The organism is Actinoplanes sp. NPDC000266 (genome assembly GCF_042899005.1).
In the GTDB taxonomy this organism is placed as follows: Bacteria; Actinomycetota; Actinomycetes; order Mycobacteriales; family Micromonosporaceae; genus Actinoplanes.
In genome coordinates, this window is sequence record NZ_JBIAZI010000004.1 from 796691 (window position 1) to 811514 (window position 14824).

At 66.1% G+C, this 14824-nt stretch carries 11 protein-coding genes; 3 read left to right on the forward strand and 8 right to left on the reverse strand.

Features of this window, described 5'->3' with window-relative positions; all coding sequences use genetic code 11:
• Positions 1 to 52: 52 nt before the first annotated feature.
• The 6 genes from ACFY36_RS20155 to ACFY36_RS20180 form a co-directional block, all read right to left on the reverse strand.
• A complete protein-coding gene (locus ACFY36_RS20155) occupies positions 53 to 1000 on the reverse strand; it encodes an RNA polymerase sigma factor (RefSeq protein ID WP_499747492.1) in 948 nt (315 codons plus the stop codon).
• Between the two features lie 146 nt (positions 1001 to 1146).
• Positions 1147 to 2031, reverse strand: a complete 885-nt coding sequence (locus ACFY36_RS20160) for an alpha/beta fold hydrolase (RefSeq protein WP_499747493.1) — start codon at positions 2029 to 2031, stop codon at positions 1147 to 1149.
• Positions 2032 to 2219: 188 nt separating this feature from the next.
• Positions 2220 to 2981, reverse strand: a complete 762-nt coding sequence (locus tag ACFY36_RS20165; protein WP_499747494.1) for a GNAT family N-acetyltransferase — start codon at positions 2979 to 2981, stop codon at positions 2220 to 2222.
• Between the two features lie 184 nt (positions 2982 to 3165).
• Positions 3166 to 3900 carry an alpha/beta fold hydrolase gene (locus tag ACFY36_RS20170; RefSeq protein WP_499747495.1) on the reverse strand — a complete coding sequence of 245 codons (735 nt, stop codon included), beginning with the start codon at positions 3898 to 3900 and terminating at the stop codon, positions 3166 to 3168.
• Between the two features lie 429 nt (positions 3901 to 4329).
• On the reverse strand, positions 4330 to 5166 hold the full coding sequence (locus tag ACFY36_RS20175) for a sulfurtransferase (protein WP_499747496.1): 837 nt from the start codon (positions 5164 to 5166) through the stop codon (positions 4330 to 4332).
• Complete coding sequence (locus ACFY36_RS20180) at positions 5166 to 5624, reverse strand: nuclear transport factor 2 family protein (RefSeq protein WP_499747497.1); 459 nt, start codon at positions 5622 to 5624, stop codon at positions 5166 to 5168. Before ACFY36_RS20180 ends, ACFY36_RS20175 begins: the two co-directional genes overlap by 1 nt.
• A 268-nt stretch (positions 5625 to 5892) precedes the next feature.
• On the opposite strand from ACFY36_RS20180, the gene ACFY36_RS20185 reads away from it, so the two are divergent.
• Both ACFY36_RS20185 and ACFY36_RS20190 read left to right on the forward strand, forming a co-directional pair.
• Positions 5893 to 8652, forward strand: a complete 2760-nt coding sequence (locus tag ACFY36_RS20185) for a helix-turn-helix transcriptional regulator (RefSeq protein ID WP_499747498.1) — start codon at positions 5893 to 5895, stop codon at positions 8650 to 8652.
• A 104-nt stretch (positions 8653 to 8756) separates the two neighbouring features.
• Positions 8757 to 11564 carry a helix-turn-helix transcriptional regulator gene (locus ACFY36_RS20190; protein ID WP_499747499.1) on the forward strand — a complete coding sequence of 936 codons (2808 nt, stop codon included), beginning with the start codon at positions 8757 to 8759 and terminating at the stop codon, positions 11562 to 11564.
• A gap of 28 nt (positions 11565 to 11592) precedes the next feature.
• Here the strand turns inward: ACFY36_RS20190 and ACFY36_RS20195 are convergent, their stop codons facing one another.
• Together ACFY36_RS20195 and ACFY36_RS20200 are read right to left on the reverse strand one after the other, a co-directional pair.
• Positions 11593 to 12900: an amidohydrolase family protein gene (locus ACFY36_RS20195; protein ID WP_499747500.1), complete on the reverse strand. Its 1308-nt coding sequence runs from the start codon at positions 12898 to 12900 to the stop codon at positions 11593 to 11595.
• Entirely contained in the window at positions 12897 to 13706 is an 810-nt protein-coding gene (locus ACFY36_RS20200; RefSeq protein WP_499747501.1) for an isoprenyl transferase, read from the reverse strand. The genes ACFY36_RS20195 and ACFY36_RS20200 overlap by 4 nt, the downstream gene beginning before the upstream one ends.
• Positions 13707 to 14002: 296 nt before the next feature.
• Between ACFY36_RS20200 and ACFY36_RS20205 the strand changes: the two genes are divergently transcribed.
• Entirely contained in the window at positions 14003 to 14809 is an 807-nt protein-coding gene (locus ACFY36_RS20205) for an SDR family NAD(P)-dependent oxidoreductase (protein WP_499747502.1), read from the forward strand.
• Positions 14810 to 14824: the final 15 nt, after the last annotated feature.

Consider the following 14824-nt stretch of genomic DNA (forward strand, 5'->3'; position numbering starts at 1 on the left):
CGCCGCTCGAGGCCGAGCGGCGGCTGGCATAATCACGCGTTGCTGGCGGCGTTTACTGTGCGGCTACCGGTGTAGGTGCCGTGGTCACCGGGTGAAACAGCGTCAGCCGACGAACGCGGCCCTGCTGCAACGCGTACATCCACACAACGCTCGGCGGGCAGTGCTGTGGGTCGTACGACGGATTGATGAGGTCGGCCTCCCACAGCAGCACGTCATTGCTACCGACGACGCTGCGCAATCGCTGGCGGACGCCGGCCGACAAGTCACCGTCCATGGCCCGCACGGCGTAATCGCGGTCGCCGCGGACCGTGCCTCCTGCGACGAGCTCCGCGTCTGGCAACCATCGGTCTCGGACGAATTCCTTGAACTGACCGCGCATAGCGGCGGAAAGAACGTCTCGCGCGTCGCTCCACCGAGCGGTGGCGGCCGCGTTGGCGTCGCTGTGCGCCGCCCCTGCCGTTGCCCGGAGCCGACTGGCGAGCGAGCGTCTGGCATGGCTGAGGCGGCTGCGAACGGTACCGACCGGGATGCCGCACAATGCCGCAATCTGTTCGTACGCGGTGACGCCCGTGAAGTAGCGCAGAACCGTCACTAGTCGATCCGGCTCGGACAACCCTTCGATGGCATGCCATACCCAGTCCTGCAGCGCAGCATCCTCCAGCACTTGCTGCGGGTCCGCGATCTCAGCCGGTAGAAGCTTCCACTGTTCGTCGTCGAGCAAGGCTGGGCGGGTCCCGCGCACCTTCATGCGGCAGGCGTTACGGACGATGGCCCGCAGCCACGGCCCGACCGCCGTCGGGTCGCGTACGTCACCGATGCGCGGCACCGCCTGGACCATGGCGTCCTGCACGGCGTCCTCGGCGTCAGGACCGTGGCCCAGTAGAGTCAAGGCCACAGCGCGCATGCTCGCCTCGTGCCGCATGAGCAGCAGGCCAAGGGCTCCAGCGTCTCCGGCCTGGGCGCCTCGTACGAGTTCGGTGTCGGTCGGCTCACCGTCCATGGCTGCCTGCAACCTTCCTGGTTCTGCGCAACGGCAACGGCGTGGGCTCCGTTGCAGATCCAGGCTAGGTTCAGGAGGGTTTGCCGTATTCAGTCAAATGACTTGGTTATGGCGGCGCCGCCCGAGCGACGAGGGTGACCTAGTTCTTAGCCGGGAAGCATCGCCTCGCATACCGCTTTGGCGAACTCCTCGGGTTGTTCGATGTGCGCGAAGTGACCGCTGCGCTCAAACACCACTAGGCGCGACCCCTTGATTTCGTTGTGCAACATGACGGCGAAACGCGGGCTGCAGATAAAGTCATAGCGTCCGACGAGGATCACCGTCGGCACATCGATGGTTCCGAGCTTGCCACGCACGTCGAAAAACTCCTGTGCGGGTGCCCGTCTCGGATCGAGGGTGGCCTTGACGCCCGCCTGCATGGGGGCGTACTCGGAGCGGCGTGACCAAAAATCGGCGAAATAGATCGGTACGGAGTCGCGCAGCGCCGTGCTGTATGCCACGTCGTCGGTGGCGGCATCGAGCCTGGAAAATGCTGCGGGCAACTCGGCCGCCTCGGGCTGATCCGGGTAGCGGCGAAGATAAGCCTGCACGTTCGCGGCGTTGTCCTCGTCGAACTCGGGTCCGGTGGTCGGTGACGTGTCGTACAGGACGAGTCCGGCCAGCCGGTCGGGGAAATCCAAGGCGTAGCGTTGCGCGACGAAGCCGCCGTGGGAATGACCAAGGACGAAGGGCCGGCGGACACCCAGGTGCTCGGCCACCGCTGCGACGAATCGAGCGTAGGTGCTGGTGGTGTAGCCGTGGGGGTCAGAGAGCCGGCCTGATGCACCAGAGCCCACGGGTTCCAGATACACCATGGTGAAATGTTTCTCCAGCTCGGGTGCGCGCAGATAGCCGTAGGCAATTCCCGGGCCGCCGGAATGGGCGATCATCACTGGCCCTTGACCGTGAACGTGGTAGACCTGACGCACGTCATCGACAAGAAACGCGTATGTTCCCGATTCGACGACCGCGCTGTCGCTTGTGGAAGTCATCAGTAGTTCTCCTGGCGCATATCTATCTGGAGCAATGCGTACCGACGTGGCCTTACTAGACGCCAATCGGTCGACGAGCCGTTTCACTTTCGTACGGGGAGGGCGGCGCCCCAGACGGGGGACGAATGGGGCGCCGCCCGCGAAGGCGCATCCTGCACGGGGGCACGCACGATGCGCTTGGTCAGGGATCAGGCGTCAGCCGGGTCGCTGGTCCAGCGCCAGTTCTGCCGCTCGTAGAGCACGCGCAGGCCGGCGCGGCGCAGATTGTCCAGAGAGGTGTTCTTCTCGCCCGGCGTCGGCAGGCCGGTCTCAGCGACCACCCACGTACAGCCTGCTTGCCGCGCGGCGTGTGCTCGCGCCGCGATCAGAGCACTTTGAGCGCCGCGGCCTCGATATTGCGGCAGCGTAGCGCCGGTGTTGATCGAGGCGGTATCACCGTGCACCAGCAGGTTGCCGCCCGCAACCATGGTGTCGCCATCCCACGCGGCGAAGGCGTGAAAGGCCGGGTTGCTGACACTGTTAGCGATCATCTCGGACAGCGCCGTTCCGGGGGCGCCGAACCCTGCCAGGATCACCTCGCCCCACTCGGCGGCGTCCCGGGGTTCGACGCGGCCGATTCGAAGGTCGGTGGTCGCGGCCTGGACCTCGCCGACTTCGCATCCCAGCTTCACGAACGAGCCTTCTGCGGACAGGCCCTTGTCGGCCGCCAGCGTTGTGAACGAGGAAGGCAACAGTTGCGGCGCGAACTGCAGGACCGCCGTCGTCGCGTTGCACTTGCGGTAGAAGGTGAGGATCTCGTCGATCAGGTCAGGCGTGACTTCCGACCCGAAACCGAGCGCTTTGCTCCAGTACGAGATCGGGTCGTTGCGCATATGAAGCAAGACCCCACCGGCCAGTCTGGCCGGTGTCACGCCGAGAGATTCGGGTGCGCTGGCCCCGTACTGGTACATGAATTCGGCTTCGGCAGACTCAGTTCCGTGATGCATGTAGTTCAGATGCAGCAGAAGCCTCGAAAGTTCGCTCCGTCGCCTCAGTTTCCACCGCTCCGTCGTGACTCGGATTCATGGCGGTCGGCGCCGGTAATGCACCGCGGCCGCACCTCGAGTCAGGTGCGGCCGCGGTGGTGTGGCGGAGTTACTGATTGTGGGCGGCGCGGGTGATGAGTGCGGCAACCGCGTCCGGCCGGGATTCGTAGATCGCGTGGCTGCCGGGTACCTCGGCGACGACGCTGCCGGCGCGCTCGGCCATGGCCCGCTGGGCGGGCGGCGGAATCATCTTGTCGTCGGTGGCGACCAGGTACCAGCTGGGCTTGGCACGCCAGGCGGGTTCGGTCACCGGACCGGCGAGAGCGTCGACACCCCAGGGCACCTGGGAGTCTGCGAGGAAGGCGGCACGCCCGGCAGGCACATCGCCGGCGAACGAGTCGTGGAACTTCTCGCGGTCCAGGAACAGGAATCCGTCGACCGGCGGCAGGATCGGCGGGACCGGAGCGCCCGGCGGCGGGTCGGCGATCAGGGTGTTGACCGACTCACCCTTGTCCGGGGCGAACGCGGCGATGTAGACGAGCGCAGCCACGTTGTCGTGGGTGCCGGCCTCACTGATGACGGCGCCGCCGTACGAGTGCCCGACCAGCACGGTCGGACCGTCCTGGCGTGCCAGGATCTGCCGCGTCGCCGCGGCGTCGCCGGCCAGTGACAGGGTCGGGTTCTGCACGATGCTGACGTTGAAGCCGTCGGCGGTCAGATGTTCGTACACCGCCTGCCAGCCCGCGCCGTCGACGAATCCGCCGTGCACCAACACGACGTTGCGAATCACATTATGGTCGGACACCATGTCCTCCTTCGTAGGTGGTTTCACCAGGTTAGACATCGTGGCTGATTCGCCGATTCGGTCAAATGACTTGGTTTAGCGGAAGGACCGTTATCCACGACCGACACAAGTGGGCAAAAGCGTTTCTAGCGGGTGACCGGAACGAGGATGAACGCTCATCTACGTCAAATGACCGAAGCCACCGTGCGCCTTTCCTCGTACGGTATGCAGGGGAAGTAGACGATCAATGCGGTCGTGCTTGAAATTGCGGCGCTCAAGGTCCGTATACGGGCCGCACGGGTGGGACCGCGGCTGGCGAGGTGCTGTCGACCACCTCGCCAGCCGCCAATGCGCTACCTCGCGGCGCGGCACGTCACCGCGAAGTGGCATCTGCCGGGTCTACCGACCCGACACTTCGATGGACGGAGCGGACAGCCGGCCGTCAACCCGGACGACAGAGCGGCATCGAGCCGGCTGGGACCGGCCGTCCTACCAGTCGCTGACGGCGATCGGCACGCCGATGAGCGAGCCGTACTCGGTCCAGGAACCGTCGTAGTTCTTCACGTTCTGCTGGCCGAGCAGCTCCTTGAGCACGAACCACGTGTGCGACGAGCGCTCGCCGATGCGGCAGTAGGCGATGGTGTCCTTGCTGCCCTCGAGGCCGGCCTCACCGTAGATCTTGGTGAGCTCCTCGTCGGACTTGAAGGTGCCGTCCTCGTTGGCCGCCTTGCTCCACGGCACGCTGATCGCGGTCGGGATGTGGCCGCCGCGCTGCGACTGCTCCTGCGGCAGGTGGGCCGGCGCGAGCAGGCGGCCGGCGAACTCGTCGGGGCTGCGCACGTCGACCAGGTTCTTCACGCCGATGGCCTGCACGACCTCGTCGCGGAAGGCGCGGATCGACAGGTCGGGGGCGGAGGCGGTGTAGGTGGTCTTCTCCCGGACCGGCACGTCCTTGGTGTACGGGCGAGCGTCGAGCTCCCACTTCTTGCGGCCGCCGTCGAGCAGCTTGACCTGGCGGTGGCCGTAGAGCTTGAAAGTCCAGTAGGCGGACGCGGCGAACCAGTTGTTGTTGCCGCCGTACAGAACCACGACGTCGTCGTTGGAGATGCCCCGCTCGGACAGCAGCGCGCCGAACTGCTCTTGGTCGACGAAGTCGCGGCGGACCGGGTCCTGCAGGTCCTTCTTCCAGTCGATCTTGATGGCGCCGGGGATGTGGCCGCCGTCGTAGGCGGTGGTGTCCTCGTCGACCTCGACGAAGACGATGCCCGGGGTGTCGAGGTTCTGCTCGGCCCAGTCGGCCGAAACGAGTGCGGTGTCGCGACTCATCAGTTCACTCCGTTGAATCCGACGAGTCCGCTGATGCGGTCATCGGAGAGGTAGGCGACGTCGTAGCCGGCGGAGGCCGGCACCGACGGGGTGGCCGCCAAGGACCAGCCGAACAGCACCGCCTCCGGGTGGACGCCGATGATGCCGGTCAGCGTGAACCGCGCACCGTCGTACCCGGAGTGGAACGCCTCGACCAGAGCGTTGATTGCCTCGAAGCCGCTGACCTGGTGTACCCGCGGGTCCTGATAGGTTGCGTCAGGCGTGAAGGTCGAAGGAAACGTCGCTTTTCGGATCTGTTCGTCCCGCTCATTCCAGAATGAAATGTATTGTTCGAGCAAAGCCTCAGCTTGGTGAGCCATGCCTTTCCCCTTTCTTTTGTTCCCTACTAAGGTCGACGAAGTCAGGCAGCCAAGGTTCACGGAACTGGCGGACGCCGGCTCGAACGTGAGCCTCGTCAAGTTCCGCGGTACCTACGTCATCTGACGTAATGCCTGCTCCGGTGGAGGGCCTACCGTGGGGCCAGCCTGCGAAAGAGGGCGTGGGCGGCGGCCCGTCGTGGACTGAGCTGGCCCGGTTTGGTTGAGTGTCACGGAGGTCGGAGCGAGCCTGAGGTGACACCCTTGCACTGCGAAAGCGTCAGGTCTGAAGACTCGGCTGCCCTACCGGCTGGGGCCATGGATGATCTAGAAATCGTGATGACGAGCCGAATCGGGGAGGGGTGGCAGCATGAGCATCAACGGGTTCCTGTCTCTCGTTGGCCGGGAAAAGGAGCTCGTTGCTATTGCCGAGTTTGTTCGTCAAGCCCGATCATCGGGCGGCTTGTTGTACGTCTACGGCGATGCTGGGTTAGGGAAGAGCGCCCTGCTCAATACTGCGGCGCGGGAGGCAAGCGCGGTCGGGCTCCGCGTTTTGCAGGCGATCGGCGTGGCGTCGGAGCGCGATGTTCACTTCGCCGGTCTGCACCAGGTGATCCACTCGCTTGCCGCCTTCCTCCCCGATCTCTCCCAGCGCCATCAGGGCGCCCTGAGCGTCGTGTTCGGTGTCGGAGCCGGCCCAGTGACGCCGGTGACGGTCATCGCTGAAGCCACTCTGGCACTTGTTCGGCACGCGGCCGCTAGCCGGCCACTGCTGATCGTCATAGACGAGTTCCCGCTGCTCGATCAAAGTAGCGTGTCTGTCCTGCGGAACCTGCCGCTGGACGGCAGCGGCGTGGGCATGCTGCTGGCGGGCTCGGCCGAGCAGCTACAGCAGCTTGCGGACGGCACGCTGAGGTATGAATTGCTGCCGTTGGCGGCGGAGGCAGCCGCAGAACTGCTTGCCCGCAACTTTCCTATGCTCGCGCCCCCGACACGCCTACGAGTGCTTGCCGAGTCGGCCGGCAATCCGTTGGCCTTGCTGGAATTGCCGACAGCGCTGTCCTCCGCCCAGCTGTCGGGCATAGATCCTTTGCCGGATTTCTTCCTGCTGACACCACGGCTGCGATCCGCCTTCGTGCCTAGAGTGGCGGCTCTTGCGCCCTCGACACGGCGGCTGCTGCTGATAGCGGCACTCGAAGGCAGCGGCGATATGGTTCTGCTCCGGTCCGCGTTTGGCGATCAGTCCTTCCGCGAGGACCTGCGCCGGGCCGAGGACGCTCGGCTTGTTGATATCGACGCCATCACCGGCAGGCTGGTATTCCATCATCCGCTGACACGCTCAGCGGTGGCGGAGCTGGCTACCGACGGAGAGCACCGCCGGGAGCATGAGATTCTCGCCCGCCACCTGATCGGGAATCCGGAGCGGCACGTCTGGCACTTGGCGCGCGCCACAGCCGAGCCGGACGAGGAGGTAGCCGTCGCGCTCGAGCAGATGGCACATCGACGAAGGCGGAGCGGTGATGTTGCCGGCGCGGTCACGGCGTTGACTCGGGCGGCGACCCTGAGCCCTGGCCCGGCAGATCGCAAGAGGCGCCTTGCTGGCGCCGCGTATTTGGGTGCAGACGTCACCGGACGGCTACTCGAAGTGCCTCGGCTTCTGGATGCCGCACACGATGATTCTCCGGCCGAGCCGATTCCGTTGGCGACCGCCGTGGCCATCGCCCATCACATGCTGCTCAGCGGTGAGGGCGATGTCGACAGCGCTTACCGGGTACTCATCGGCGCGGTTGAGCGGTACACCGGCGACGAGTCGATGTCGCGCGAGGTACTGGTAGAGGGTCTGTACACCTTGGTGTGGATCTGTTTCTTCGCCGGACGTGAAGAGCTGTGGGAGCCGTTCGAAGAAGCCTTCACGCGACTTACGGATCTGGCGCCCGAGTCGCTGTCGCTGCTTAAGGCGTGCTTCGGTGATCCAGTTCGCCAGGCCCTGCCAATGCTGGATCGCCTTGATCGGGCCGTATCACGCCTCACCGCCGCAACCGATCCGGTGGAGGTGATCCGGATCAGCATGGCTAGCGGATACGTCGACCGGTTGCTCGGTTGCCGGGCTGCTCTGCAGCGCGTGTTCGAGCAAGGACGCGACGGAAACAACATCACCCTGCAGATTCACGCGTCAAACCTGCTCAGTCGCTACGCCTACGAGGTGGGCGATTGGGATGAGGTCGTTCATCTGGCCGAGACCGCGCTGCACCTCAGCGAGCAGTTCGGGTACCGGCTGCTTGCCTTGACCTTCCGCCATCGATTGGCGCTGGTGGCCGCGGCGCAAGGCCGGCACGAGCTGGCCGAGAAACTCGCGAATGAGATCCTGCAGTTCGCGGCGCCACGCCGTATCCAGATCTTCACTACGTTGGGCGCTCAAATAAAGATTCTTGCAGCGCTGGGCCGTGGCGAGGCGGAGGAGGCGTACCTTCAAGCCACATCGATCATCCGCGCCGGGACGTTGCCCGGCCACAACGCCACGGTTGTCTGGATGCTGCTGGATGTGGCCGAGGCGGCGGTTCGTGCCGACCGCCGCGATGAAGCGCTAGCGCTGGCCGACGCGCTACGTCAGGCCGAGGTGGCCGCGCTGTCGTCGCGGCTCGCGCTGGTCACTTTTGGCGTGGCCGGGATGGCTGCGGCCGACGGGCAGTACGCGACGTGGTTCGAGCAGGCGTTGAGCGTCCCTGGTGCTGAGGTATGGGCGTTCGATCGTGCCCGGATCCAACTGCACTACGGCGAGCGGCTGCGGCGGGCGAAGGTGACCGTCGCGGCTCGGCAGAACCTCACCGCGGCGCTGGGAACCTTCCAACGGCTTGGCGCCACACCATGGGAGAACCGGACCCGCTCCGAGTTGCGTGCGTCAGGCTTGGCCGATGACAATACGGATCTGGCGATACTCGCCGATCTCACGCCGCAGCAACGCGAGATAGTCCTGCTGGCCGCGTCTGGCCTGACCAACAAGCAGATCGGTGAGCGGCTGCGCTTGTCACCGCGGACGGTAGGCTCCCACCTCTATCAGGCATTTCCCAAGCTCGGGGTCACCTCTCGAGCGGCGTTGCGCGATGCGGTGAGACGAGATATGGACGAATGACCACGCCGGTAAGACCGGTTGAGCTCAGGATTCCCCCGTCTGCCAGATTGCGTCTGCTCGTGAGGGGGAACGCCGCGCTCGATCAGCAAGGTAGCGTGCGAGCTGTGAGTGCGTTCGAAGACCCGGCTGCGACATGGTCCCGGCGCACAGGTGATAAGCCGGCCGGCACCGCCGCCCTGGTGGGCCGCGACAACGAAATTAAGGTGTTGGAACGGTTCATCTCCCGCTTGGCCGCTGATGGCGGCGCGCTGCTGCTCCATGGTGAGGCGGGTGTAGGCAAGACGGCGTTGCTGGACGCAGCCGAGCAAAAGGTCCTGCTTCAGGGCCATCAGGTCATCCGGACCGTCGGCATCGAGTTCGAGGCGGAGGAAGCCTACGCGGGCCTGCTGCGGGTGCTGACGCCGGCGCTGTCCAGCCTGTCCGAGTTGAACCCCGCGCATCAGCGCATTCTGAGTACTGCGTTGGGCCTTGATGGCGGTCCGCCTCCCGAACGCCTGGCCGTGTCCACGGCAGCCTTGTCGCTGCTGAGCCATGGCCGCGGCGACGCACCAATGCTCATCATCGTCGACGACTTGCCGTGGCTCGACCGAGTCAGCGCCGCTGTTCTCGCCTTCGTGGCGCGGCGCCTGGCAGGCAGCCACATCGGCTTCCTGGGCGCTTCGCGAACCGGCGAGGCGAGCTATTTCGACTTCAGCGGAATCGACACGCTGGAGGTGACGGCGCTTGATCCCGCCTCGGCCGCCGGGCTGATCGACAGCCGCTATCCGCGGCTTGCTCCCCGAGCTCGTCAGGAGCTGCTCGATCAGGCCGCCGGCAATCCGCTGGCTCTGCTGGAGCTTCCCGCCTCGACACAAAACCAGCAACACCCGGCATTCAACGCCCCGCACGCGGTGACACCGATGACCGATCGTCTACAGAATCTGTTCGCTGCCCGCGTCAAAGCCCTGCCGGATAGCGCCCGCCGTGTCCTTCTGCTCGCCGCACTCGACGCTACCGGGGACTGGTCCGTACTTGCGGGGGCATCAGGCATGCGTGAACCACTGGACGAGCTGGCAACAGCTGAGCAGGCGCATCTGATACGCGTCGACCGGGGCATGCGGCGGGTGAACTTCCGTCACCCTCTCACCCGGTCGGCGGTCGTTGCCATGGCCGGCCCGCAAGCGCGGCGCCAGGCGCATACCGAGCTGGCAGCCCAGCTACAGCATCAGCCCGATCGGTACGCGTGGCACCTCGCCGAAGCCGCCACCGAGCCCGACGAGCGGGTTGCGGAGCTGCTCGAGCGCGCGGCTGAGCGCGTGCAGCGTCGCGGCGATGCCGTCGGCGCCGTCGCGGCGCTGCTGCGGTCCGCCGACCTGACTCCCCACGAACGCGACCGCACGCGCCGGCTCGCGCTCGCCGCGTATGTCGGCGCGGAGATCACTGGCGACGTCAGCCACGTTCCCGAGTTGCTGGCGACCGTGCAACCCGGAGCCTCGCAAGGCGCAGCTCCTTTGACGTTGGCCGTCGCCGCATCGGCGTACCTGCTCAACGGCGAAGGCGACGTCAATGCCGCACATCGGGTGCTACTAGGGGCCATCGAGAATCGCAACAACCACGACTTCGGCGATCCCGCTCTGGAAGAAGCCCTCTGGTATCTCATCGCCATCTGCGCCTTCAGCGGCAGAGCAAAACCCTGGGATGCCTTGAACGCCATGGTGGCCCAGTTCCGGCCGGAGCCACCGCGCTACCTGACGGTGATTGCGAAGACCTTCGGCAACCCCGCGCACGAGGCGCTGCCGGTTCTCGGAGAGCTGGACGACATGCTGGCACAGCTGAGCCACGAGTCGGATCCCGCTCACGTCGCCAGGGTCGGCATCGCCTCCGCATACGTCGACCGGCTGGTGGCATGTCGCGGACCACTGCAGCGGGTACTCGACCACGGCCGCGACGGCGGAGCCGTCACCTCGCAGCTGCAGGTCGCAGTCCTGGTCGGTGAGGACTACTTCTTCGGAGGACAGTGGGACGAGGTGGTCGAGAACTGCGAAGAGGCGGTCCGGGTCGGCCGCTCGCACGGCTATCCCCTGCTGACATGGACCATGATGCACCAGCGGGCGCTGGTCGACGCGGCACGCGGCAATTCGGGACCGGCTCGTGAGGTCATCGACGGCATGACGGGGTGGGCGGCCCCGCGAGGAGTGGATCTACTCGTCCAATACGCCCACGGCATCGAGCTGCTGCTCGCGCTGGGGCAGGAGGATTATCAAAAGGCGTGGGAGAACGCTTGCCGACTCACCTCCCCAGGGGAGCTCGCGCACTACGTCCCCTACGTGCTCTGGAGCCTGTTGGACTACCTCGAGGCGGGAGTGCGCGCTAACCGGAGTGCGGAGGTCGCACGTCACGTCGCGACCCTGCGGCGAATGAACATTCCCGCCATCTCACCTCGGCTTGCCATGGTCACCGCTGCGGCCGAAGGAATGGTCGCCACGAACGACACCTTCGCCGACGCCTTCGACGCGGCACTGGCTGTGCCCGAGGCGACCCGGTGGCCGTTCGAACTCGCCCGGATCCAACTGTTCTACGGCGAGCGTCTACGCCATGCGCGCGCCACGGTGGAGGCCCGTCGGCACCTCAACGCCGCCCTGGACACGTTTCAGCGTTTGGACGCACGGCCGTGGACGACCCGGGCCGGCAACGAGCTACGCGCCACCGGCCGGGTTCCTAGCAAGCGCCCAACAGCAGACTTGACCAAGCTCACGCCTCAGCAACGCGAAATTGCTCTGCTGGCCGCGGCAGGGCTGACCAACAAGCAAATCGCGGAGCGGCTGTTTTTGTCACCGCGGACGGTGGGCACGCATCTGTATCAGATCTTCCCCAAGCTGGGTGTCGTCTCGCGCGCTGGACTCCGCGACGCGCTCAACGATCAGAGCCCTTAGCGGCTCAGGCGGTCTATGGCCGACGTGTTCAGCGGAGCCGGCGCGCTGACTCGGCGACACGCGCTTGAGCCTCCTGGCGGTCGACCAGGACGATCTCGCGGCCGCAGACCACCCTCTTGCCGGCGACCCACACATCCGATACCGCGCGTGATCCGCCCGCCCACACGACGTTGGCGATCAATTGGCCGTCCGGCGCGTCCAAGCCGGTAGCGAAAGCAGGAACGTCCACGTCGAGGTGGATGAGATCCGCCCACCGTCCGCTCTCCAAGACTCCGATGTCATCGCGTCCCAGCGCGGCGGCACCACCGCTGGTGGCCAGTAGGAGAGCCTGGGCCGCGGTGATGGCGGCGGCGTCACGATGGAGGCTTCGCGCGAACAGAGCTGCGATGCGCGCCTCACCGAGGAGGTCGAGAAGGTCGTTGCTCGCCGGTCCGTCGGTGCCCAGTCCCACCGCGACGCCAGCCTCCAGCAGGTCGACGAGGGGCATCACACCAGAGGCGAGCTTGGCGTTGGAGGTAGGGCAATGCGCTACCCCGATGCGGTGTCGCGCATAGATGCTGATGTCGTCGGCATCCACGTGAACGGAGTGAGCGAGCAGAAGCCGGTTGTCGGTCAGCCCCAGTCCGGCCAAGAGACGGGGTACCGATCCGTGCCGGGCACGTATGTGCTCGTCTTCGGCCGCTGACTCGGCGACGTGCAGGTGGATGAGGGCGCCTCGGCGGCGCGCTTCCTGCCCGATCTCCACCAGAGCGGCCGCGGGCAGCAGGTATGCCGAGTGGGGACCGTAGGCCATCTCGACTCTGAGGTGCTCGCCGTAGCGTAAACCTTGGGCATCGATGGCCGCATTGACGTCTTCGACCATCGTCTGCCATGTTGCGGCCGGCAGGCCGTCCATGATTGCCGGTGCCAACACGGCCCGGCTGCCGGCCCGAAGTACGGCCTGGGCTTGCGCATCGGCGTGAAAGTACATCTCGGTGCTGGTGGTTATGCCGTGCTGCAGCATCTCGACGGCTCCCAGCACGGTGCCGCGGAAGACGTCCTCGGCTGTCATCCGCGCTTCGGCGGGAAACATGGCCTCGCGAAGCCAGCGTTGGAGAGGCAGGTCGCCCCCGATGCCACGTAACAATGACATCGCACTGTGCGCGTGCGTGTTGACCATCCCCGGCATGAGGATCCCCGTCAGATGATGCTCGGGGCCGGTCGCGGTCGGCGCTTGCGCCGCGGCGCCGACATAGTCGATACGGCCGGCATCGTCGACGTCGACTACAGCGTCACGCAACACGGTGCAGGACTCGTCGCAGAGCAGGGCAACCGGCGCCCGGAAGCGGGTGGTCATGCGCGTGCACCGGCATTCGTCACGAGTGCTGCCGGATTGGGAAGTGCACCACCGAAGCGTCGATCCCGGTCGGCGTAGAGCTCGCAGGCTTGTCGGAGGTGATGGCGGTCAAAGTCCGGCCAGAGGACGTCCATGAAGATCAGTTCGGCGTATGCCGACTGCCACAGCAGGAAATTCGACGTGCGAAGCTCGCCCGATGGGCGCAGGAAGAGATCAACGTCGGGCACCTCCGGGTGATAGAGATAGCGCCGGAACGTCTTCTCGGTGATCCGGGCGGCGTCGATCTTTCCCGAAGCCACCTCCCGGGCGATTGCCGAAGCCGCGTCAACGATCTCCGCTTGTCCGCCGTAGTTGACACAGAACTGCAGCGTCAGAGTTCTGTTGTGCCGCGACATTTGCTCGGCCGTGCGTAGCTCTGCCTGAACGCTTCGCCACAGCCGGCCGGCTCGTCCCGCCCACACGACGCGCACCCCACGGTCGATCAACTCGTCGCGACGGCGGCGGACGACGTCGCGATTGAGGTTCATCAGGAAGCGCACCTCGTCGGGTGATCGCCGCCAGTTCTCGGTGGAGAAGGCGAACGCCGACAGGTAGGGGATGCCGAGCTCGATCGCGCCGTCGATGGCTTCCATGAGCGCGTGCTCGCCTTGGGCGTGCCCCTTGCTGCGGGGCATGCCGCGATCCTTCGCCCATCGGCCGTTGCCGTCCATGACCACGGCGACGTGCTGCGGTACCGCTTCGCGCGGTAGGTCGCGTGGTGGCGTGGCCGAGGCCTGCGGCCCGGACGTTGTGCGGTTGAACCTCATGTGCTGTGCTCCTGATGGTTGCTGGTCGCGCGATCGGCCACGTCGCGCAGTCAAAGAGGCGGGCGTATGCCGCCGCCCTCTAGGTCGACGAGGCGGCGCGCCGAAAGTTCTCGCCTGAGCCCTCGAGATGTTCGCGCCAGCAACCAGGCGCTCCCCCGCAAAAACGGTGCGCGTGACGGAAAGACCGACCTCGCCCTGCGGCCCACACTTGAGTGGCCGGGCAGACGGCTCGGCGAGAGGCGCCGGACAGTAGGCAACCGGCGTTGCCCGCGATCCGGTCAGATGGGACGACTGACGTGAAGTATCAAGTGGACTACCGTGGCCGCACGGCCCTGATCACGGGAGCATCCGCTGGGATCGGCGCCGCTTTCGCGCGAGGGCTGGCCGCCCGTGGCTGCGACGTCGTGCTGGTGGCCCGCCGGGAGGACCGGCTCAAGGCACTCGCCGCGGAAGTTGAGCAGAACAACGCCGTGACCGCTACCGTGGTCGCCGCCGACCTGAGCGCGAACGACGCGCCGGCGAGGATCTTCCACGAGGTTCAGGCGCAGGGTATCCAGACCGACATCCTCGTCAACAACGCCGGCTTCGGTATCTACGGGCGTTTCGAAACGTTCGACCCGGCGCGCGACCTGGACCTGGTCATGGTCAATGTGGCTGCCTATGTCGGCATGACGCACCAGTTCTTGCCCGGCATGATCGAGCGGGGCGACGGCGTGGTCATCAACGTTTCGTCGGCGGCAGCGTTCCAGGCGTTGCCCTACCAGATCACCTACGCCGCGTCGAAAGCGTTCGTGCAGTCGTTCAGTGATGGTCTTTGGGCGGAAAATCAGGGCTCGGGGGTACGCGTGGTCTCCTGCGCGCCGGCCGCGACCGACACGGAGTACTTCGAGGTCATCGGCAACGATGAGGAGGCGCGTTTCGGACCGAAGCGCCCGCCGGAAGGTGTAGTGGCCGACACTCTCCGAGCCCTGGACCGTGGCCGCATGTACACCGTCGTCGGCGCCCCGTGGAAGGTGATGGCGAACGTACCGCGGCTGCTGCCGCGGACCACGTACGCCAAGATCTGCGAACGGATGACCCGCCCCCGCAGGGCGGCAGCCTAGACCTGCTCCTGCTGA

Coding starts and splice junctions, on each gene's coding strand:
- ACFY36_RS20195 (WP_499747500.1), bottom strand. CDS start 12,900: ATGACCACCCGCTTCCGGGCGCCGGTTGCCCTGCTCTGCGACGAGTCC.
- ACFY36_RS20170 (WP_499747495.1), bottom strand. CDS start 3,900: ATGTCTAACCTGGTGAAACCACCTACGAAGGAGGACATGGTGTCCGAC.
- ACFY36_RS20155 (WP_499747492.1), bottom strand. CDS start 1,000: ATGGACGGTGAGCCGACCGACACCGAACTCGTACGAGGCGCCCAGGCC.
- ACFY36_RS20200 (WP_499747501.1), bottom strand. CDS start 13,706: ATGAGGTTCAACCGCACAACGTCCGGGCCGCAGGCCTCGGCCACGCCA.
- ACFY36_RS20165 (WP_499747494.1), bottom strand. CDS start 2,981: ATGTACCAGTACGGGGCCAGCGCACCCGAATCTCTCGGCGTGACACCG.
- ACFY36_RS20175 (WP_499747496.1), bottom strand. CDS start 5,166: ATGAGTCGCGACACCGCACTCGTTTCGGCCGACTGGGCCGAGCAGAAC.
- ACFY36_RS20185 (WP_499747498.1), top strand. CDS start 5,893: ATGAGCATCAACGGGTTCCTGTCTCTCGTTGGCCGGGAAAAGGAGCTC.
- ACFY36_RS20160 (WP_499747493.1), bottom strand. CDS start 2,031: ATGACTTCCACAAGCGACAGCGCGGTCGTCGAATCGGGAACATACGCG.